General features: G+C 47.3%; 13 protein-coding genes. 6 read left to right on the forward strand and 7 right to left on the reverse strand.

Annotated elements, in window-relative coordinates:
• Nucleotides 1-423: 423 nt before the first annotated feature.
• Nucleotides 424-2,553, forward strand: coding sequence for a 5'-nucleotidase C-terminal domain-containing protein (locus V6668_RS29695; RefSeq protein WP_422395296.1), 2,130 nt, complete (start codon nt 424-426; stop codon nt 2,551-2,553).
• A gap of 150 nt (nt 2,554-2,703) precedes the next feature.
• On the opposite strand, the gene V6668_RS29700 is transcribed toward V6668_RS29695, so the two are convergent.
• Entirely contained in the window at nt 2,704-3,642 is a 939-nt protein-coding gene (locus V6668_RS29700; RefSeq protein ID WP_338707369.1) for a macrolide 2'-phosphotransferase, read from the reverse strand.
• Between the two features lie 434 nt (nt 3,643-4,076).
• Between V6668_RS29700 and V6668_RS29705 the strand changes: the two genes are divergently transcribed.
• Both V6668_RS29705 and V6668_RS29710 read left to right on the forward strand, forming a co-directional pair.
• Nucleotides 4,077-4,433 carry a hypothetical protein gene (locus V6668_RS29705; protein ID WP_036671774.1) on the forward strand — a complete coding sequence of 119 codons (357 nt, stop codon included), beginning with the start codon at nt 4,077-4,079 and terminating at the stop codon, nt 4,431-4,433.
• Nucleotides 4,434-4,656: 223 nt separating this feature from the next.
• Nucleotides 4,657-6,102: a DEAD/DEAH box helicase gene (locus V6668_RS29710; protein ID WP_036671776.1), complete on the forward strand. Its 1,446-nt coding sequence runs from the start codon at nt 4,657-4,659 to the stop codon at nt 6,100-6,102.
• Between the two features lie 79 nt (nt 6,103-6,181).
• On the opposite strand, the gene V6668_RS29715 is transcribed toward V6668_RS29710, so the two are convergent.
• The gene (locus V6668_RS29715) at nt 6,182-7,594 is read right to left on the reverse strand and encodes a DKNYY domain-containing protein (RefSeq protein WP_338707370.1); all 1,413 of its coding nucleotides are present in this window, start codon (nt 7,592-7,594) and stop codon (nt 6,182-6,184) included.
• Nucleotides 7,595-7,839: 245 nt separating this feature from the next.
• On the opposite strand from V6668_RS29715, the gene V6668_RS29720 reads away from it, so the two are divergent.
• Nucleotides 7,840-9,708: an AbfB domain-containing protein gene (locus V6668_RS29720; protein WP_338707371.1), complete on the forward strand. Its 1,869-nt coding sequence runs from the start codon at nt 7,840-7,842 to the stop codon at nt 9,706-9,708.
• Nucleotides 9,709-9,813: 105 nt separating this feature from the next.
• Entirely contained in the window at nt 9,814-9,963 is a 150-nt protein-coding gene (locus tag V6668_RS29725; RefSeq protein WP_076252040.1) for a winged helix-turn-helix transcriptional regulator, read from the forward strand.
• A 73-nt stretch (nt 9,964-10,036) separates the two neighbouring features.
• Here the strand turns inward: V6668_RS29725 and V6668_RS29730 are convergent, their stop codons facing one another.
• The 5 genes from V6668_RS29730 to V6668_RS29750 all read right to left on the reverse strand — a co-directional run bounded on the left by V6668_RS29730 (nt 10,037) and on the right by V6668_RS29750 (nt 22,601).
• Entirely contained in the window at nt 10,037-17,098 is a 7,062-nt protein-coding gene (locus tag V6668_RS29730; RefSeq protein WP_338707372.1) for an InlB B-repeat-containing protein, read from the reverse strand.
• 579 nt (nt 17,099-17,677) lie between these two features.
• Nucleotides 17,678-18,487, reverse strand: a complete 810-nt coding sequence (gene minD, locus V6668_RS29735; RefSeq protein ID WP_036671782.1) for a septum site-determining protein MinD — start codon at nt 18,485-18,487, stop codon at nt 17,678-17,680.
• A 406-nt stretch (nt 18,488-18,893) separates the two neighbouring features.
• Complete coding sequence (locus V6668_RS29740; RefSeq protein ID WP_338707373.1) at nt 18,894-19,592, reverse strand: response regulator transcription factor; 699 nt, start codon at nt 19,590-19,592, stop codon at nt 18,894-18,896.
• A 4-nt stretch (nt 19,593-19,596) separates the two neighbouring features.
• Nucleotides 19,597-21,738 (reverse strand): ATP-binding protein, encoded by a 2,142-nt coding sequence (locus tag V6668_RS29745; protein ID WP_338707374.1) that lies wholly within the window; start codon nt 21,736-21,738, stop codon nt 19,597-19,599.
• Between the two features lie 269 nt (nt 21,739-22,007).
• Complete coding sequence (locus V6668_RS29750; RefSeq protein WP_338707375.1) at nt 22,008-22,601, reverse strand: hypothetical protein; 594 nt, start codon at nt 22,599-22,601, stop codon at nt 22,008-22,010.
• Nucleotides 22,602-22,869: 268 nt separating this feature from the next.
• Between V6668_RS29750 and V6668_RS29755 the strand changes: the two genes are divergently transcribed.
• Nucleotides 22,870-23,730 (forward strand): GNAT family N-acetyltransferase, encoded by an 861-nt coding sequence (locus V6668_RS29755; protein WP_338707376.1) that lies wholly within the window; start codon nt 22,870-22,872, stop codon nt 23,728-23,730.
• The last annotated feature ends 3 nt before the right edge of the window (nt 23,731-23,733 follow it).

Consider the following 23,733-nt stretch of genomic DNA (forward strand, 5'->3'; position numbering starts at 1 on the left):
TTTTCCTCCTTAGTATTCTTTTTTTGTAAAGCGCTTACAAACATCATTTTACTGGATAATTTTGGTTTTTAACACCTGTCAAATTATAGTATTTTATTGCAAAAAAATAGATTTAAATGCTTTTTCTGAAGTTATTTATAGATTCACTCTCTTAAATCCAACATAACTCTTACATTGGAGTTTACATTCACCAGATGTTTATCTAGTATGAAATGATACATATCTTTATACACACTAGATAACAAGGGAGATTACAACATGCGCAAAATTTCAACGAAACGTTTCGCCGGATGGCCTTTATCGTTCCTCTTATGTGCCTCCATTTTGTTTGCCCCTTTTGCTTCCACTCCGGTTCAGGCTGCTGAGGCAGACAAGGAGACCAAGATTACGTTGCTGGGTACATCGGATATACATGGTCGATTTATGCCGTGGGACTATGCTATGGACGGTCCAAACCCAACCGGTAGCATGACACAGCTCTACACCATTGTGAAAAAAGTCCGTGCGGAGAATCCCAATACGATCCTGCTGGATGCAGGAGACATGATTCAGGATAACTCAGCTGAATTGTTCAATGATCAACCTCAATCTCCCATGATGGTTGCAATGAACGAAATGAAATATGACGCATGGGTTATGGGTAACCATGAGTTTAACTTTGGACTGGACATACTGGAGAAGATCTCTTCCCAATTCAATGGACAGCCTCTCGTGGGTAACATTTTCAAAGAAAACGGCGACCGCTACATGCCTGCCTATACGATTATCGAGAAAGACGGAATCAAAGTGGGTGTTATCGGAATGAACACACCTATGATTACCGAGTTTGAGAAAGGTACAGATCACCTGGACGGCATCATCGTCAAAGATCCTGTGGAAGAGACCAAAAAGGCCATTGCTGAGCTGAAAGGCAAAGTCGATGTCATGGTTGGACTCATGCATATGGGATTGGATAACGAGAACGGTAATCCGGGAACCGGAGTGACGGATATCGCCAACGCCAACCCGGAGCTGGCTGCCATTTTTGCCGGACACATGCATACTTTGATTGAATCCCAAACGGTTAACGGCGTATTGATCTCCGAACCGAATAAATATGGCTCACATATTTCACGAATCGATCTGACATTTGAAAAAGACGGCGACAAAGTTGTGCTGAAAAGCAAAGAAGCTCAAGCACTCGCTGTAAAAGCAGCAGACGGAACATATGAAGTCTCCGATCCTGCGCTGGAAGAGACTTTGCACCCATTCCACGAGTTCGCTCGTGCCGATGCCAACATTGAAGTGGCTGAACTGAAAGGAACAAACCTGGTGCCTGCCGATGAAATTAAGGGTATCCCTGCGGTGCAGATCCAGGAAACACCTTTGTCTGACTTTTTCACAGAAGTGATGTTGCATTACAGTGATGCCGATGTGGTCGCGCACCAGATTGATAACGACAAGGCCAAGCTGGATGTAGGTCCAATCAAGAAAAAGGATATTGCGTTCAACTACCAATACACCTTTGGTGAAGTGACCGTATATGAAGTAACCGGACGCGATCTAATGGATTATATGGAGTGGTCTGCGGGGTACTTCAACTCCACACGCCCGGGTGATGTGACCGTCAGCTTTGATCCGAAACGACGTGCTTCCAAATACAGCACCGATGATTTCTTCGGCGGCGTAACGTATGAGATTGACCTGACCAAACCATACGGTAATCGGATTACAAATCTCAAGTACAGCAATGGGTCAGTGGTCAAAGAAGATGATACGCTGAAACTTGGCATGAACGCCTATCGAATGGAAGCGCTGATTGCCAAAGGTGGTGCCATGGAAGGGCGTAAGTTCAAGCAACTCTGGTCCTCCAAGGATGCCTCGGCATTTGGTGAGATTCAAGGCACGATTCGCAACCTGTCCATCGCCTATCTGAAAGATGTCATGAAAGGTGTCTACGAACCGAAGATTCAACACAACTGGAAAATCACTGGCGTAGACCTGACTGCACCGGAACGTGTAGATGTGGTGGAGTTAGTTAACGATGGCATCATGTCTGTGCCAACAACGGAAGATGGCAAGTACACCAACATTGCCTCCATTAACATTTTAGATGCAGTGACTCAAGAAGAGATTGATACATTATCTGCCAAAGCAGGTGTGAATGCAGCACAATTTGCAGGCGTGAAAACCAAGGGAGCGTTCTATCAACAGCTGAACAAAGCTCGCAAATCGTCAGGCAATGGCGAGGGAGCAACTACTCCTACACCTGAGAAGCCGACAACGCCAACAGTACCAAAACCAACACCAACTCCAGGCACGCCGAAACCTGGTAAACCATCCACACCAAGCACTGGTAAACCGGGAACTGTCATCAAAGGCAAACAAGCCAAGGTTACTGCGGCTTACCTGAACGTACGCGCTGGCGCTTCATCCAAAGCGAAGGTCGTTGCTGCGGTACCAAAGGGCACCCTGCTTGAGGTGATCAGTACAGACAAATATGGCTGGGTAAAAGTGAAGCTGGATGGACGTGTAGCATTTGTATACGGGAAATACGTGAGTATTTTGAAATAGGTAAAATCGTGACGCACCACGCTTAACGAAAAACAAAAGGGCGATTCTCCCATGGAACTCATGGTCGGGATCGCCCTTTGTTATGTTAAGGAGCCGTTATGCGAGAGTACGTGCCATAACGGGTGAACGAATTATATATACCTTTAATACTCAACCTCTCTTCACATCCCAATTCGCAAGCATGCCTCTCGCCATCTCCATGTCCGACTCCTTCCCCGTAATTAGTGCAAACTTGGCAACAATTGCAGGATAGGCTGCCCACTGCTCCCGAATATGCTCCAGCATCTGGGGCCATGTTCTTCCCCCTGCCTTCTCATAACGACTCAAAAGCTCACGCAGCCCATCCTCCTGAAAGAGTGCGTAGTAGATGACAAAGTCCTTACCCGGATCTGCAATCTCCGCTTCCGTCCAATCAATAAGTCCAGTTACTCGCTGGGCATCATCGACAATAATATGCGGCGGATGCAGATCACCATGGATGAACGCCGAGTGCTGAGGCCAATAGCTATTTATAGAAAGCCATACCGTCCAGCGTTCAACCAACTTGGTTGGCACCGTAAAATTCTGCTTAATCTCCTCTATATTGGCTGCAAATTCTTTGCGAGCTTCCATAGGTGTCTTGATCCGCACTCCACCTTTCTTCGCCTTGTCGGGATCGATGTTATGCAGTGTGGCGAGAGTCGTAGCTAGTGAATCCAGGAATGTATCAGATAAGCCCTCCTGAGTGAATCGCCATACATACCCTCCCCCTGCGGGATCCACAACTGCGATCGGATCACCTTCAAGTAAAGGATAAGCTATCAACTCTGGCGTGAAGATCCTCCAATCCGGTACTTGTGCGGGTATATTTCCTCGGACCACATCCAGCACCTTGTGCTCATTCTCGGCTCGCTCCCATACGTCTTCGCGTCGCGGCTGGCGCAGAACCCATCTGCGGCCTTCTTCATCCGTGGCGAATGCTACACGAAAATCCATCCCCGACTCGTTGATCTCTAAGGATTCCTCAACGATAAGAAGTCCGTTCTGTTTTGCTAAAGATAATAGTTCCTTTTGAATTGCCAAATTCTCATTCAAGTTCGGTTTTGACATATCAGGTACTCCCCTTTTCCTTGATAAAATAAAAAACACAGACATGTTCGCCTGTGCAGTTCATTTCGGATGTTGGCATACCTGAATGCTCACAAAAAAATAGTAGTACATCAAAGAACCACTTCAAAGAGTGATTCTTTCACGACGACTAGCGGCATACGTGTAAAATGGCAAACCGATCCCGATGAACTGCACACAGGCAGTAAACAGCAAGCGTAAACAGACGTTTTTCGCCACACTATCTCAATCGGGAAAAATTTTGCACACGTATCCCTCCGTTCAGTAAGTTACCCATATGCTAACATATTCCAAATTTCAGTTCCAGACTGAATCAAATGATTTTGGTTCTTTTTATTGATATACAGGAACTTCGTCGCCTCAGGTAACGTCCATAGTTATAGATGCATTAAAAAGGATGAGAGGTGAGTAACCCAATGTCCATTGCACGAAGGTTATCCTTACTACCAGTCATCATGCTCCTGTTAACCCTTGGATGTGCAGAGAAGTCCGTAGAACAAGGGAAAGAGAAGCCACATGTGCGAGGAATTATTACGGATTTTGAGGAAGAAAGAGGTCAGGTACTCATAGAGAATAAAGAGGATCACGGTGTTGATTCTGGACCGATTTGGGTCTCTCTCAGCAAGGACGCCGAACTCATCATCGAAGAAGAGATTGTCACCGTCTCTTTGGATGAGACACTCGTTGGTCGAAGTGCAGAGGTGTGGAGCAATGGAGTTATTGCTCAATCTTACCCTCCCCAAACCAAGGCTGTAAAAATGGTCATTCATTAACACCAAGCAAAATACGCCGATACATTTCGTTTCACGTGGAACGTTATGATACACATACGAATAGCAACAAACGTTGCTCCCTCAAATCAGGAATTATGAAAACAATTTACACACTTGAAGCATTTACTCCGTTAGCCTGCCTGCATATAGAGTATAATGAAGAGGTATACGATAAATGTACGGTGCAATAATTGTACAAAAACTAACGCAAAAGAGGTAAACGATGAGCGAGCAACAATTTAAAGATTATGGACTTGGTGAAGAGATCGTAAAAGCACTGGACAGTCTGGGCTATGAGACACCAACCGAGGTTCAAACCAAAGTTATTCCGGTAGCACTAGAGAATCAGGATCTTGTGGTCAAATCACAGACAGGTAGTGGTAAAACAGCTGCTTACGGCATTCCACTTTGCGAGCTGGTGGATTGGAATGAGAATAAGCCACAGGCTTTGATTCTTACACCAACCCGGGAACTAGCTTTGCAGGTTAACGAAGATATTACGAATATCGGCCGCTTTAAGCGTATTAAAGCAACCGCACTATACGGACAGTCCCCTTTTCATATCCAAAAAGCAGAGTTAAAACAAAGAACACACGTGGCTGTTGGTACACCAGGTCGGGTACTGGATCATATCGAACGCGGCACGCTGCCACTCGAACGGATTGCCTATCTCGTCATTGACGAGGCGGATGAGATGTTGAATATGGGCTTTATTGAGACAGTACAGTCCATCATTCAGAAACTGCCGCAGGAGCGCGTAACGATGTTGTTCTCCGCTACGTTCCCTGAAGATGTAGCCAAGCTGTCACGCAAATACATGAACAAACCGGTGGAGATTGAGATCAAGGCAAGTGGACTGACAACAGCCACGATTGAACATGCTGTGATTAACATACCAGAGGTGAACAAAACCGCACTGCTTCAAGACTTGTTCATTGTGGAAAATCCGGATAGCTGCATTGTGTTCTGCCGTACGCAGGAGAATGTGGATAAACTGTTCCGGGTTATGGCTGACCTTGACTACCCAGCAGATCGTATCCATGGTGGTATGGAGCAGGATGAGCGGATCGAAGTGATGAACGCATTCAGACGGGGACAATTCCGCTATCTGATCGCGACGGATGTAGCCGCACGTGGTATTGATATCACGAATATTACCCATGTCATCAACTACGATATTCCTTTGGAAAAAGAGGGATATGTTCACCGTACAGGCCGTACGGGTCGCGCAGGCAAAACAGGTAAAGCCATTACGTTGATTACACCGAAAGATGGCAGACGTCTCGCCGAGATTGAATCCTATATTGGATTCGAAATCCCTGTTGTGAAAGCACCTTCCGAAGAAGCTGTAGATCGCCGCAGAGAAGATTTTGAGAAGCGATTGAAGATTGTACCTGAACGCAAAAAGGACAAGCGTGAACAGTTGAACCAACAGATCATGAAGCTGAACTTCAACGGAGGCAAGAAGAAGAAACTTCGTGCCGTTGACTTTGTAGGTACCATCGCCAAGCTTGAAGGGGTTACAGCAGACGATATCGGGATCATTACGATTCAGGATAATGTGACGGATGTAGAGATCCTGAACGGCAAAGGCCCTCTCGTACTGGAGCTCATGCAAAACATAACGATCAAAAAGATGCAGCTTAAGGTTCGCAAAGGTCATAAATAGTTTGCTAAACACGGTCAAATAACTAGAAATTCAAACAGGGATAGTGGACTCTTTTCTAAGTCTACCATCCCTTTTTTCATTACCTCTTCTTTTTCCGCACTGTACCGCCTTCCACCGTATACCGAAATAGCACATCTTCGGCGCCCCCGATATCATCCGTAACCATAAACGTCGCTGCATCTCCCGCCTTATAAACCCCACCCGTCATAAAACTGAACACCACATGGTCATCTTTGCCCCAATATCGATTCAGCATGACAAATGTACTGCCGTTAACTCCCTTCACTGTGCGGTTTCCATTGGCATTATACAGACCATTCTTGTCTTTCGCGAAGCTCTGGGGATCGGCATCAAATAGATGTGTAAAACTGGCTCGATCGATATGTTTATTCGGTTTACCCCATAGATACACACGATTGGCATCCACCGCCCAACTGCCGGAAGGTGTTATTAACTCAAACGTCGCTGCGTCAGCCCCCTTAATGATCTGAAGCACATCGTCAGGATGACCGAAGGGCTGACTTGTCCGAACAACCTCCGCACGATACACATGTTGCTGATCCATGGAAAGTCCAAGATGCTCCGTCCCGGCAAACGCTACAAAATGCTGAGCATCTGCCTCGTCGACACGGTATCCGTTGTAATACACATGATTGCGGTCACGACCAAAAGGTCCACCTAGCGGCTCGAACGTATCCGGGTCTGCTCCTTTTACAGTACGCCACTGAAAATAAACACGTTCCCGGTCCCGTGCAAACTGCTCATCAAGCGGTTCAAAGGTAGACCTGTCTGCTCCACGAACAAGGTTGAATACCGCTTTTGCTTCTCGATGTGGAGTACGGCCCCATTCTGTTCTATAAAAAATGGACGACGCCGTCTCATACCAATTGCCTCTGATTTGCATAGCGCCCTCTGCACTGTGGGCATAATTCGCATGCCACCAGCCATGTACGTCGGGATGATGTTCTTGCAGCCATGCCCTCACCTCATCCTTTTCCCCATTCGCATAGCGAAGAGAACTGGACAGATGGAACAGATGGTCCTTGTCGGTGCAATAGTCGTGATGAGCAATCACAGCATTCGTATCAATATCCTCAAATAGATGAAAATGCGTGCTGCTCTTTACATATAAATAACGTTGGTCCTGAGCAAAGTAAGGCGTATCCGGCAACAGCCGAAAGCTGCTCGGATCGGAGTCAGGCACGACCTGATCTTCTAGATAGACATACTGAGAGTCGAAGCAGTAATCTTCATCGATCACACGAAAAGCTTCCGTATCCCGACTGAACAAACTCGCCTTATTCTTGCGGGCATTGAACCACCATATTCCCTGACGATCACGCAGATAGGCGAAGGTCAACCATCCCTTTTGATACGTAGAGATGACTTCAAAATCCTGAGCAGTAATACCTCCCTTAATCGGAGTGTTCGTTCCATCCTCGTCATTATGCAATATCACCTGAAGGTCTTCATCTACAATAAACTTGTTCATGACGGTCCACCCTCCAACCATGATGTGAATTCAGTCTAGCTTTATTTTAACGTGTGTATTTGATCCACTCTACATCATCGTACTTGATATTTAGGAACATTTCCTCCGCTCTCACCGCTCAGCCACGATGAAATGAAGGTTTGTTCAGCAATGGATGGATTGTTCACTTGAAAAAGAGTCTGACCCAACTACAATATAAATGAAAGCGCTACATTTAATCTGATATCTTTCGGGAGGTGTATGTAATGGGTAACAGGAAAGCCGTCTGGTTTCTGGTCTTTGCACTCACGTTCACCCTGTTTGGACTTCATCCTGAACGAACAAGCGCAGCAAGTGTCACGATAACCAACGGTACCGATTGGCTCGACACCGCAGGTAACCCCATCCATGCGAACAGTGGCAACATTCTGCAGGTAGGCTCGACGTATTATCTGTATGGTGAACATGCGGTGGGCGGCAAGTTCGACAGCGTGAACGTCTACACCTCCACTGATCTGAAGAACTGGACTTTCAGCAACGCCATCCTGACCAAAGATTCTGCAACCGAGCTGGCCTCCAGCAAAATCGAACGCCCCAAAGTCATCTATAACGCCTCCACTAACCAGTATGTACTCTGGGCACATTACGAGAACGGTACGGACTACAACCTCGGGCGTGTAGCGGTCGCAACAAGCAATACCCCGAATGGCAAATTCACCTATGAGGGCAGTTTCCGCCCAATGAATTATGAATCCCGTGACATGACTGTCTTTGTTGATACAAATGGATCAGGTTATCTGGTTACTGCTTCACGCAAAAATGGCGGTGCCAATGATACGATGGCTATTTTCAAAATGAATGCAAGTTACACCGGAATACAATCCTTCGAGGGCTGGTTGTTCGAGAACGCCTATCGTGAAGCGCCTGCTGTTGTGAAAAAAGGCAACCGTTACTACCTCTTCACCTCTCAAGCCGCTGGCTGGTATCCGAATCAGGGCGCTTATGCTACAGCAACTTCCATGACGGGTCCATGGACTGCGCTTACGCCATATGGCAATCCATCTGCCTTTGGTTCGCAGATTCATGATATTGCCACGATTACAGGCAGCAACACCACATCCTACATCTACATGGGGGATCGCTGGAATCCGATGAACCTCGGAGAGCACAAACATATCTGGCTGCCGCTAACCTTGAATGATTCGAACGGAACCGCATCACTGGAGTGGTATACAACGTGGAATATCGACGCAGTAACGGGTGCGGTAACACCGCCTGCTCTCGTCAATCATGCACAAGGCAAAGCAGCTACCGCCAGCTCCACAGCCTCCGGCTCGTCTGCATCCAACGTCAATGATGGCAACTACCAGACTTCATGGGTGGCTTCCTCCAATAGCTGGCCTGCCTGGTGGCAGGTGGACTTCGGCGCACCGAAGACGATCACCGAGATCGACACGTCCTGGTTTATGTATAAAGGTTCCGAAGGATACTACAAATACAAAATTGAAATTAGCAACGATGGAGTCAATTACTCCACCTTGGATCGCACCAACAATCTGACCTATGGCTTTACGACCGATGCTGTGCATTTCACAGCCCGTTATGTGCGGATTAATATGGTGAACGCGGTCTTGTGGAATAATCCGGGTAACTGGTACACCCCAACTCTGCACGAAGTCAAAATGTTGGGTCCTGCAACACCAGAAGCCACAGGTTACAGCCGGTTCAGTTCACACAACGTTCCGGATCGATACATCCGTCATGCCAACTACACGGCTCGCGTGGATGCCAACGTCTCCCCTGTTCTGGATTCCCAGTTCCGCGTCGTACCGGGTCTTGCCAGCTCCACAGGAATCTCGCTTGAGTCCATTAACTTCCCAGGCTACTTTCTGAAGCGTAATGCCAGCAACAAAATTGTACTTGAAGCATATGCGGACACTGCAGCCTATAAGGGAGATGCTACGTTCCTAAGCAGCCCTGGTTGGGCTGACAGCACCAAAGTATCCCTTCAATCGTACAGTCAGCCCGGATATTACATCCGGCATTATGATTATGTTTTGCAGTTGGATGCTGTAAATGCAGCCAGCAGCGCAACTGTGAAGAGTGATGCCACGTTTGGGCGAACCAATTTCTAAGCAAGATAATTGGAGTTGAGGATGAGCCATCTACATCTACAATTTAGATCTCGGGAAAGGCCGTTTTTCAGGGTTCAAAACTGAAGAAGCGGTTAACGTGAAGGTGTGATAAAACGAGTTAAGTACGATCAAACCCCGCCCAAAGTGGAGTATTACTTAACCCACCGAGATAAAAGTCTAATGCCCATTCTGGAGGAAATCTGCAAATGGGGTGTGCATAACGTCCCAGAGACACAAACGCTGCATGAAATATAGTGAGTTATGTAATATATGCAAAAAAGCCTACTCCGATGGGAGTAGGCTCTTCTGCCAGTCTGATCTATCCAAGTTATTTGAAATTAGGATCAAACTTCATCACGTTCATTTTACCTTGTTCCTTATAACTCACATAGATGTTATCGGTGCTGTCTATGGTGATGTCTAGCTGAAGAACATCACCAGCGGAGAATCCGGCAGACCCTACGGGTCTCCAATCCAAATTCTCGTATTTCATCACAGTCACCCTGTTGCCGTCTGCTGCATCTCGATAAGCAACGTAAGGCGTTCCTTCGCTGTCAAAGGCCATATCTATGCTTCCTTCTTGAGATGAACCGACCAAGAATTCGGGAGTACTCACCTTCTCCCATGCTGTATCTTCTGACGGAATGGTGTGCGGATATTTCCACATTTCAACAACGTTGGAGCTGCTGAGATAGATCATATAAGGTACGCCAGATGGATCAAGCGCGGATGCAGCATCCATATTCGCAGTTATTAGATATGCTTTACGATCCAATTGTTTCCATGATCCATCTACCAAGCTATATCCTGTTGCCACAGGGGTACCAGTTAACCTGAATGGAGCAAATAAATACATGCCGTTGTTTGGTAATGGTGCGAGGAAGGCTCTTAGACCTGCGAATGCCTCTAGTCTCGCTTCTTGTTTCCATCCACTACCTTCATGATAACTCCATGACATAAGCATTGACGGTTCCGCAGCATTACCGGCCAAAATACCTCTAAACATCAGAAAAGGATTATCATCCTTATCGAAGGTAATGAAGAAGCTATCATTAACTTTATCCACTTTTCTGCTCGTCTTTCCATCATTCCAACTGAAATCAGAGATAGTAGATACTGGTCTCCACCACTTATGTTCATCATTATAATTCTTAAAGCTTACTTTACCTGAGCTATTCTTATAAGCAACATAAAGCTTGTCCTTACTGTCTATTCCGAGCGATATAGCTGAGCTCCCTAATCCTCCCGCTTTTTCAAGATCGCTTTGATTGCCAAAGGACTGCCACTTGCCTCCCTTAAATTGCATCACAAACACTTCGTAATTGTCCTTTATATAAGCCACGTAAGGAGTTCCTTGACTGTCGAAGATGACATTGGACTTACTATTCAAATCCAACAAGTCACCTACTTGCAGCCACGATGTCATCGTCCACTTCGCGTACAGGGTGATGTTTGACGTCACCGGCGTCATGAAGTCGTAGGCGATCTCCAGATCGCGATCGCTGTACCAACCTTCAAATCGATACCCTGCCCACTTCAGCGCAGCAGGTGCCACAGCTTTGTCGCCAGTAACCACCGTCTGACTACCTACTGCTGCTCCACCGTTACTGTCAAAGTCCACCGTGCGGCTGTTAAATGTCCACTTCGCGTACAGCGTGAGGTTACCCGTCACCGATGTCGTGAAGCTGTAGGCTTCATTCAGTCCAGCGTCGCTGTACCAACCGTTAAACACGTAACCGTCCCTCGTCGGTACGGCAGGCTCCGTAGCATTACCGCCGGTTTGCATATTCTGTTCAGCCACCAGTGATCCGCCGTTACTGTTGAAGGTGACCGTATATATAGCCGTCCACTTCGCGTACAATGTGAGGTTATTCATCACAGGTGTCATGAAGCTGTAAGATTCATTCAGACCAGCATCGCTATACCAGCCTTCAAATACATGCCCTGCACGGGTCGGTGCGTCAGGAACTACTGCCGTGTCACCTTCACTCACGGACTGACTGCTCACCGACGATCCGTTGTTACTGTTGAAGCTCACTGTGTAGCTGTTCTTTGTCCACTTCCCGTACAGCATCACATTGGCAATTACACCTTCTGTGAAACCATAAGGTATCATCAATTCGCTATCGCTATACCAGCCATCGAACGTATACCCTTCCAGCATCGGAGCGCCAGGAGCAGTAGCCACGGCACCTTCATTCACAGTCTGTTCTGTGACCAACGATCCGCCGTTACTCTCGAAAGTTACAGTGTAGGTAATCGGTACATATACCGTCCACTTCGCGTACAATGTCAGGTCTCCCGTAACCACCATAGTCGTGAAATTGTAGGCGTTCATTAGCTCACTATCGCTGTACCAGCCGCTAAACACATAGCCGTCTTTCGTCGGAGGGGCAGGAGCCATAGCCTTGACGCCTTCATTCACTGTTTGGGCATCTACTACCGACCCTTCATTACTCTCGAAGCTTATCGTGTAAGGGATCAGCCACTTCGCATACAGTGTGAGATCCGCCGTCACCGCTGTAGCGAAGTCGTAAGCATTCGTCAACGTGTTATCACTGTACCAACCGCCGAATACATAACCATCTTTCGTCGGTTCAGTCGGCGTACTAATCGTGGCGCCAAACCCCACAGTCTGAGCCGGCACTTCTTCGGACCCACCGTTACTGTCGAAATTTACAGTGTAGTCGTTAATTGCCCACTGAGCGGTAAACTGGACATCTTCAGCAGGCATCGTGGTCGGAGGCGTTGGCGACCAACCCGTAAAGCTATATCCCTGCCATGTCGGAGTGCCTAGACGCAACAGCATCGTCGCTCCGAAAGGAACATTATCCGTTTTATTTGTTGCCCCAGAACCGTTATAATCAACCGTCATTTGGTATACATCACGCTTATAATATACCTTCAACGCCGTTTTGCCGTTGCTCGTGATTAGATCCGTCAGTACCGAAATGCTGTCGTCCCGCACGAAGCCATCATAGGATCTCGGCTTGACATCCGCCAAATTCGCCTCGGTACCCGTAACTCCACGATACGATTCCGTATCTGCAACCGTATAGGTGTCACTTCCGATATTTTGCAGCAAGTACACGACCTGATAAGGCGTACCCTCTCTCCCCGTCCACTTCGCTGTATACGTAGTATCCTCAATCGGCATTGTACTTGGAGCTTCTGGCGACCAACCGGCAAACGTATATCCCTGCCTTGTCGGCACAGGTATACGAGCAGCAATGTTCTTGCCAACGGCTTCCGTTAGCGAGATTTTGGGCGCACCGGCATAACCCCCAACGAAGGTCATCTTTCGATTCTCCGGATAGTAATTAACTCTTACGACTGTCGAGCCGTCTCCCTTGATTAATACGCCGCTTACCGTTCCGGTCGCATAGCCCTGCTCCTTAAACCTGTCGGAGCTGATTCGAATCTCTGTGTCCGTTGTTCCAGTCCTATTTTCAGTATCCACAGGCGGAGCCTGTATTCTGCTGTTCGGGTCTAGCACATAATACTCAACCGTATACGGCGTATTCTTGTTCGCAATCCAGTGCGCGTACAGTTTCCGATCCTCCGCAGCCATTCGGTTCGGAATCGTGATCTTCGTGCCGCCGGAAGCGGCCGTATACCAGCCGTCAAAGGTGTATCCTGGATATACCGGGGTGACCACACTGATTGGCGCGTTATAAGGAGCCGCCACAACCTGGGTCACTCCGCTGTTCTGTGGATCCAGCTGAAGGATGTAGTCACCCACTCTGGCAAGCCAGCTTAACTGAATCGTACGCTTGAGTGGCTCGGACATGAACGACGCCGGTGCCCCCTTCCAGGTGATAACCAGATTGCCATCACTCACCTGAATGTTCTTGTCCACCACTTCAATCATCCCGTTTGCTGCGTCATACTTGAAGTTTGGATTGTCCACCTGAATATCGAAATTCGAGCGATCATACGCCTGTTCATCCGTATCGCCTGTCTTCAAATCAAAGGTATTCATCGTGACCCACAACTCCGGTACAGCGATGGATGACGCAGAACCCGCCATGTTCACTTTGAGCGACTTATCCTGTGGATAGGCGAAGTCGTAGACGTTCTGTTCTTCTCCAATCGTATACAGTGGCCACTCTTCATCGACCAGCTCCACGCCGCCGGAAAGCGCTCCATCTCCTAATTGAGCGCCGAGTTCGACCTCCAAATAGATCCCAATCTCGACGAACAGGGCACCTAAAGACTTCGTGGTCTTCACCCCGCTAATATTTTTCAATTGATAATAGAAGTAGCCCCAAAGATTCACATACACACCGGGTTCTACAGCAAGCCCGATACTATTCAACTTGACGCTTCCAATCCCCGCTTTGACCTCCATATGAATACCAGCTCGTAAACCGATCGTCCCCATCACATAGAAGGTAAATTGGTAATCTCCGTCTCCCGGCAAGCTGACCGTATTGCTCGAACCACTGAAACTCAATACGCGCAAGCTAACCGAGTAGCGCTTCGCCATCTTATAGTAGAAATCTGCCCCCACCGTCAGGTTCACCTGGGCGCTGACCACAAACTCCGCTTCAAATTTGACTTCCACAATACCTAAAGCCACGCGTACGCTCTTTTCAAAAAGCTCTTTCTTGATTAACGGAACCCACTCCGTGTCTTGCTCCAACATCTCTTGATACTTTTCCTTCAACGATTCCGCATCTACGGCAGTATCCTGCACACCCGCCATTACCGCTTTAATCTGTGTCGCAATGTTCTGAACCTTTCCCAACCTGCCAGCGTTCTTCTCGCCCACCCAGTCATTCATTGCATCATTTAACTTATCGTGTTCAACGAGAGCTATCTCTGCCGTGATGTTCATCCCGGTATAGCTATAAGCATCCAGATTCGCCGTAATTACATAATCATCAATGCTGTACCAGTAAGGAATCCCCCACTTTTTCAGCCAGTGCCCTTTCATATCCCCATTGATACCGAGGTCCAGGCTCATCTCCTGCACGAATGTACCCGTCATATGGATGACAAGATCGCTGTCTTCATTGATATTGACAACAATATCGGCACCCACTTGTAATGTAACGCTTACGCCTGAGGTTCGGCCGTCAATATTCTTCAGCCTCGTGCCGAGTGAAGCAAAAACGGTCAGATTCTCCACACTTACCCGGCTCCCTTTACTGGACGCTAGGGAGGACTGAGCCTTGATCTCCTGAATTTCCTTTGTCTCCATGGCGATGTCAGACAGATAATCCGCGGCTTCATTGACGAATCCGCTGTCTCTCGCTTGCTGCTCAATTTGCTCTTCGAGCTGTGCAATCTGTTCTTCCGAAAACAGATCGTCGCCGTCAATTGCTTGCTTCTGATAGATGTTGAAGGCATTTTCAATATCTTCAATGGTGGCATCTTCATACGTAATTACGTCCATCTCCGCCTCAGGCGTAATCGACGTAATACGTCCATAACCCATGATCTCAATACCTTCTTGATCGAATTGTCCATCATAAAAACCAATAAAGTCGCCCACATCAACAGTGGTCAGCTCATCCAAACCAAAGGGCTTGTACAGGCTGTCACTGTAGTTCATGGCAGTGTGCTCAACCGTGATGGAATGGTTATTGGGAATTCCATCCTTATCTGCTTCTATGCTCACCGGTAGAACATCCGGCTTGAACAACACTTGATTGGCATCTGCGTGATCATAAGTGTAGACACTTCCATCTACCGCCGTGATCTGGACATAGGCCACATCACCATCGTCTTCACCAGTCGTTTCGACTGTGCGCAGTTTGGGACTAACTCCCTCATAGATGGCTACGGTATCACCGACTTGAATTACCGTGCCAGTGCTTCCGGTGTACTTGAACGTTCCACTACTCGCATTCACTTCGGCGAGTGCATTTTCGCCACCTACCGTCGTAGTAACGACTGAAATCGCGGGCGAATCGACATCTGCTCCATTTATCACCATATCCGTGACATCCGTGAACGGAATGTAGATCATATTCGGATTGAGTGGAACATTCATGACTTCTTGTTTAGCAACGCTAAATACATAAATACTTGTCGTCGCGTCTTGGCCTTGGAAGGACAAGCTGTCATCCGTCAACGTAAGTTGATATGTGTTACCTTCAACGAACTTGCCGTTTTCGGCTGCTGACGATACCGTGAAAACTCCGTTCCCGCCAGAGACGGTAACCCCTTCGAATTCGGGATTCGCCGTATCCACGAAGTTCATCCCCTCTTTGACCTGGGATTCCGTTAGACTGCCCGATGAATCCTGCACCTTAATGGTGAAGTTCGGCGCGACATCCAGTACCGAATAGCTTGGTACGCTCTGTACTGCACGATCTATGCTATCCGTATACTTTGCATACAACTTTGTATCCGCGTTCAGGGTGCTGCCGCTTGCGAAGATGAGTGAAAGATCACTATCCGCAAACCACCCTTGGAATATATATCCTTCTTTTGTTGGAGCAGGTAGATTATTTAGCACCTGGCCTTTTCGTACCGTCTGCGCAGCAACTGCCGTGCCTCCGTTGCTCTCAAACGTGAGCGTATACGCAGTGGAACCCGTGCCTGGGTTACCTCCGTTATCTCCAGGCGTTCCGCCACCACTATTACCGCCGGTTGTTGGTGTCACCGGCGATGTCGGTGTTGGTGTTGGAGTAGGCGTCACCGGCGTTTGATTCTGATTTTTCCACGCCTCTACAACCGCGTTGTTGCGCATGAAGAGAACCGCTGCTTCCGCGCGAGTCGCTTGTGCACGCGGATTGAAGTTCCCCTTTTCGTCCCCGGTGAACACACCGGCTTGCCACAGCTTGATGACCGCATCAGCCGCCCAAGGCGATACATCCCCGAGATCGCCCGGTTCTGTCGTGACCGGATTCTCGGTCTGATAAGGGATCTGTTCGCTTTCGAAATACCGCAACGTCATCGTCGCCATTTGCTCCCGAGATACGGTAGCATCCGGCGAATATTTCCGATCCCCCGTGCCATCGGTAATTCCCTTCTTAACCGCCCATTCGACATATGGCGCATACCAGCTGCCCGCCTGTACATCGGCAAAGCTCGAAGTGGAGTACGCCCCCACATCGACTCCGGCCATCCGTCCAAGTGCCGTTACATACATGGCACGTGTCATTGTCCCCTTAGGAGAGAAGCTACTCGCGTTCGTTCCGCTGAATATGCCCTTCTCCTGCACATGGACGACTGCATCATAGAACCAGTCGGTGGGACTCACATCCTGGAATCCAGTAGATGTGGTTACTTTTGTCATCTGCATCGGCAGTTCAGCCGCTACTGCCGATTGCGCTGGTAATAGGGGCACGGCAGAAACTACTAAGCTGATCACCAGCATCCACATCAGGATCTGCCGGCTCACCTTCCATCCCTGTCTTACTTTCTTCACTTTCATTCATCCCTTCTATGTATAGATCAAACTAAAAAAGACCTTCCAAAATTGGTTTCTAATCAAGCTAATCAACAAAGCCAGACTAATAGCGGATACCACTGACCCAGATCGGGATCATTGGTTTCCTGCGAGTCAGTTCGCTCGACACGTGGAGATCAAGCGAGGAAAAACTTTACATACAGAAATGGAATTGTCCTAGCTGCGGCGTTCAGCACATTCAGCACATCAACGTCAGCTCAAACATCCGACTGAAGAGATCCGACTGCTTTAAGGTACGATAATGCCAACTTTACAGATTGAATTCGTTCACCGACCTTCCTGATCAGTCGCAGTCGAATTGTGACACCGACACAGCAAATTATGTCGTTTTTTCTTCCGTATTTTATCATGCGAGATAGGGGCGCTTGTGAATTATAAAGAAAACTTTAAGTAAGCAACTACTCGCAAGTGAGAACATCAATGACATCAAAAAATAGCGGCGTAGGGAAGGTAACTCCCACACCACTCTTTCATGAATTCTTTAGCTCGTCTGCAATCCATTCCAGATGGTTCTCTTCCCAACGATTCATCTACCAGAATCGACTATAACGAACTACTCTTCCCCCAACGCAGTCTTGGAGGAAGTGAAAAAACACTAATATGCCTCTTGGGTTTCAATGAGATAAAAGGCTCCTGCTGATTCTTCGCCACATTGTGGGCGATATGCCTGAAGCGCAGCCCGCTTTCAAACTCAGGATTAAGCGCAATCGGGATGCCCTTATGTACGGAACGTATAATTTCTACATCGGCATGGATCACGCCAATCACACCGATATTGAGAATATCGATAATATCCTGCATCTTTACCGTTGCCGAACGGGCTTCCTGTCCGTCGGCCATATTAATGATGAGCTGTGGCGGAGCCGGAATCATATCTTCTAATAATCCGATTACGCGATCCGCGTCCTGAAGCGATGTACGATGAGGCGTAGTAACGACAATAGCCTCACCTGCTGCCAAAGCCGCATTCCAGAATCCATTTTCAATGCCTGCCGGCGAATCGATCAGCACATAATCATAGTTCTGGGCTATTTGCTGTACAACCTCGCCAAAAACTTGCGGATCATCGTGATGCACCGTGTCGTTACTACAGGAGATAAAGGACAAGGTACTGATTCGCTTATCTTTGACGATCACTTGATGTAAAGCACATCGACCCGTCAGAAAATCAGAAATATGATACCTTACCCTATTACTCAAACCAAGCGGAATATCCAGATTTCTCAATCCAAAATCAGCGTCGATCAGGCAAACGCTGCTCCCCGATAAGGCAAGGGCAGTCCCGAGATTAGCCGTGACCGTTGTCTTGCCAACTCCGCCTTTCCCTGATGTGATACATATAACTCGTGCCATCGGAGCCACTTCCTTCTCTTCAAGTACTAATGCGGGACAGCAAGACAACCATTTCTTCACGTATTATCGTTTGATCCGGCTTGAATGTAACGTCCTCGTAGCTAATAATCAGTTGCAATTTGATGAAATATGTCGTTATATCGACCACAGTGATTTTATCATGATGGATTATCCTACTTGAGAAATCTAAAGAAAACTTTAAATCCGTGCGTATTGGATCGTTTAATTTTTCGGAGAGATGGCACATCATTTTGACGAGGATGGAAAAGCGCAGACTGGTGTTGAGGGATTCAATATCTTGAGTCGATTACGAAGCTAGTGGAAAGAACAAAAAATGGGCCAATAGCGTCAGATACTGCTCCAACGCCATTTTCCCATTTATAATAGACTACCCTTACTGCTATATTCATGCTTGTGACGCACTGTTAGCAACCAGCATATATCCGCTACCCCGAACCGTAATGATTCGCTCGGGGTCGGCAGGGTCAGACTCAATTTTTTTGCGTAAATTACTGATATGTACAGCAACCGTTCTCGTATCCTCCAGACTTTCCATTCCCCAGATGATTTGAAACAACGTATCGACACTGACGACACGATTCACGTTTTGTGCCATATAGGACAGCAGACTGAATTCTTTTTTCGATAAAGAGATAGATGTACTTCCCATGTTGACGGACTGCGTGTAGAAATCCAGTGTCAAACCTGGTAACTCCAGCAGTTGTTCCCTTCTACCCGTCGACACTCTGCGAAGGTGAGCCTTGATCTTGGCCATGAGCACTCCCGGACTGAACGGCTTGGTCACATAATCGTCCCCGCCATAGGATAATGCGCTAATTTTTATTTCGTCTTCCTCTTGACTGCTCAGAAACACAATCGGCGCACTGGTGAGATTACGCGCATTCCTGCACCAGTCAATACCGTTTTCATTAGCCAGCAATATATCCAGTATAATTAAATCCGGCTCAAACGATGCAAGCAGCTCCATCGCTTCTGACCCGCTATGACTGCAGGTGGAGACAAATCCCTCCCTATCACAATACACCTGCACAATCTCGCATATATGAGGATCATCATCAACGATCATGATTTTGTGCGTGTCCATCTCATCACCCCTTTCCTTCAATCACCGTACAAGGAAACGTTACATAGAATGTCGCCCCCATCTTGCCGTCGCTCTCCGCTCGAACCATTCCTCCGTGCGCTTGTACGATTTCCCTGCAAATTGCCAGCCCCAGTCCACTGCCCTCTATGCCCATTCCCGGCCGATCATATCTGTAATTACGTTCGAAGATTTGCTCAAGCTGATCCGGAGGAATCCCCATTCCAGAATCCTGTATGCTAATGACTGCATGGGGAGCATGATTCACCACTTCCACAACTAGTGCAATACGCACCAGCCCCCCGCTGGAGGTGAACTTCATGGCATTTGACACTAGATTAAATAAAGCCTGCTCTATTCTTTTCGCATCCATCTCGACAACTGGCAAAATAGATCGTCTATCCTCGGCATCTCCGATATCCAGTATGAAGTCTAATCCTGCGTCGCGTACTACCAACTCATATTGTTCAAAAAAACCATGCAAGAAAGGAATCATCTGAACTGGCTCCATTCGGTACGAGACTTGTCCAGTCTCCAAATGAGACAAGAAGGACAACTCCTCGATCATACGGTTAATCCTTATCGTGTTCTCCCGGATGTACTTCAGATATTGTTCATTGCGTTCCGGCTTGACCCTGTCCTGTATAGCTTCTACATATCCAAGCATACTGGACAACGGCATACGCAGATCATGCGTAATATAAGCAAGTAGCTTCTTCCTCCCTTGCTCGGAGTGAAGCAGTCGGTCATACGAGGTTTGGAGATCATCATGCACTGTAGATAAGGCCTGTGTTCGCTCCTGAACGGTCTGTTCCAGATTCATATTCATTTCAATCAGCTTGTCATTAACGTACTGTAATTCACGTGTAATTCTCTCTTCGTTCGATGCCGTCCTCGTAGATCGCGAAGACAGCAGAATCAGCTGCGCGATCGTAAATATCAATAAGCCAAGCGGAGATGTATTTCCAACTAGCGACCATCCGTTAAAATACAAAAAATCGTTGACAACCGTGACCAAAGTAACCACCGACACCAGCAGGAAGATCAGCGCTCCCTCCATACGTCGCACAGCCGCCTGAACCAGCCCGATCATCAGATAAATCATATGTAGAACTACCATCACACCGATTACCAGCAAAAATTTTGTATATATAATTGCAGGGGTTACCACTACAAGGATACAGAATGCACCAGTTACGATCCGGGTGCCAAGGCGAAACCATCGCGACACATAATTCGGAAAAATACAATCAAAATACATGGTGATGATATAACCGCTGAGGCAAAGAATCAGATATTCGATCTTGAACTGCAATTCCCAAGGAAAATGAGGCAACCATTGTGTAAAGATAAGCTCGCCGTTGAACAAGGATCGAATACCAAGCAGTACAGTAAACAGGCCAAAATATAACGGAGCTTTATCCTTACGTCGCAACATAAACAACAGCAGATTATACAAACCGATCACTAGCAAACTTGCCGTGATGAACATATCCCTGGCAAGATTCAGATTGGTCTTGGTCGTTAGTACGTCACTGCCACCCAGCTCGATATCCTTGGTAATGCCGCCCCGATGATGTTGGAAGTTGGATACTTGCATGACCAGCTCTAACGTGTCGCTTTCAGGCTGAAAATACACCAGCTTTGTTTCCAATTGCGGGGTCATGCTGTGCTTGTCCTGACCAACCTCACCAACTTCTGCCAGCAGCTCGCCATTGACCCATAATTTGTACGCATTAAAAATGCTAGGCAGCCGCAGAGCAAGCATCTCATCGCGATCCTGCTCGCTTAGATGAACGACCAGTCCAAAGGTTGCATAGCCTGTACCGCTCAGCCGCTGACCTTCTAACGGGTAGCCCAACCAGGAGCTTGGGATGTTAATCCAGTGGTCCTGATTTCCTTCCCTTGCCGAACGAACCCGCATATCCTCAGGCGACAGCAGTTCTTGCCAATAGAACGCCCACTTCCCTGTTAATTTTTGCGGATTCGTACTAAGTTGAGCCTGCGTTAAATCCAGAATACCTTCTTCACTTTGGAGCCTAGGAGAGTCCGGCGAAGAGAGGACGACATAGCCTGTAACCAAACCAATAACAGCAGCAATGATATACAACCAAACCTTACGAGAACCGACTCGGAGAATCTCCCTCATGATGAACCCAACCCCATTCTACAAGAGCGCAATAAGTAAGTTGATCATCCAAATAATATCATCAATACAGGAGAATGTACCCTGCAAATTTCTAGCAGGTGTCGATAGCTAACATCGCGATGATACCCTTTTGACGACGCGCGCTTAGCTGGGTGCGCCGCCACAAAAAAAGTACACACTTTGAAGTGCATACTGATATGAAGGATCTTATTCGCAATGAATAATTCGAGCACAATCTGTATGTGCCAGATTCACAGATGACTCATGCATTATAGTGAATTATTGATGATTTCTGTGAAGGGCTTCATGTTGTACGTGTCATCCTGAATGCGCCATTCTCCCTGATCTTGCAAAAAGGTGATATCGCCTGATAGCGGAATAGACTTGAACTCCTTGTCGTTCTTGTCTGTAAATTTCAGATCAAGCGTGTATTCCACCAGAATCCAGTCGCTCTTGTTATCTTTGATCTTGGTTTGTATATTTTCAGGATGCAGTTTCGCTTGTTCGATGTGTGCAACCTGAAGAGGCAAGACAATATATCGATTAGCCATGTAAGCCTCATAATTCCTGGAGGTCAGGAATGGCTTCATCGTGTCTCCTTTGGCCAATAGCCCTTCCATCTCTAACGTATCCTCATAGTCCTTGCCATCCACAGTGAGTTCTGTTGTCTTATACTCCAGTGACATTTCGAGCGCTTGTTGCTGCTCCTCCGCAGTCGCCTTCTGGTCCTCCGTATTACTTGGCTGCTCCGTTGCTGGTGGAGTGACGGGTTCAGTGCTTTCCGCTGGTTCAGATGGTGTACATCCCATTAACATGGCGGTGGAAAGAAATAATATACCCATCACATATGCCAACTTGCGCATGGTTAACCCCTCCCTTTCTCGTCAGTATTACTCTCAATTATCCCTTCAATAGGATATAATGTCCAGTTATTAGGTGCATCTGAACAGACACCCAGTGAATTACATCCATTGGGTGTCATCTTCATCATAGATTGTGTTATAGTCATCGGGAAGTGATTTGGAGGAGATAATGATGATGATCAAAATTACAACTGGACCAACTCTCGAAGGATAGCGCCTGCGGGTCCAATAACTGCGTGTTTCCTTCAACAATGAAGGTGTGAAAGCTATGTCAACCTATCAAATCGTTCCTATGGTCTATAATTCCAAGGAACAGATTGATACTATTATTTTGCTCGAACAACAATGTAAACAACTGGATTCCGCCCATCTAAAGGCAGACCTTGACCATATCAGCAAAAAAGACGGAGACCATGCACTCCTCTGTTATCGCCACGGTGATTTGGTAGGACTCCTCAGTTGGTATCCATCCGACGGCGTAACCGGGAATATTAATGCCATCGTACACCCAGATTTTCGTCGCCAAGGTGTGTTCGGCAGCCTACTGAAAAGAGCCATCCTGGATATGAAACCACAAGGGATTAACCAACTCAGTTATCGCGTTCCTCAGGGATTATCTCCGGGTGTTCATACTGCCCAATCCCTCGGAGCCATTTATGATCGTGCGGAGTACTCGATGCAACTTGTGAATGAGGTCCTTTCGGTTGTGGAGCCTCCTGAACTAACGTTGTCCTTGGCAGAAGCCGAGGATATGGAGTTTATGGTCACTTGCTCCTCCCAAGCCTTTGGAGATTCGGAGGACTGGACACGCGAGTACTTTATGCAAACAAATGAACCCAGCCGAGTCACCTATATTGTATGGCAGAATCAACTGCCTGTTGGGCTGGTACGGGTCAACTCCATTAATGCAACAACCGCATTTATTCATAACTTCTGTATCTTGCCTGCTTATCAGGGACAGAAACTGGGGCGCACTGCGCTTAGCATCCTGGTTGATCTCCTAAGGAAACAAAGTTACACAGATATTCGCTTATCCGTTGTTACCGAGAACAAACGTGCTTTGAATCTGTACCGCAGTGTTGGTTTTGAAGTGATTTCTGAGTATCACTATTTCAACGGTAGTTTATAAAAG

The sequence above is a fragment of the Paenibacillus amylolyticus genome (genome assembly GCF_036894225.1).
GTDB lineage: Bacteria > Bacillota > Bacilli > Paenibacillales > Paenibacillaceae > Paenibacillus > Paenibacillus amylolyticus.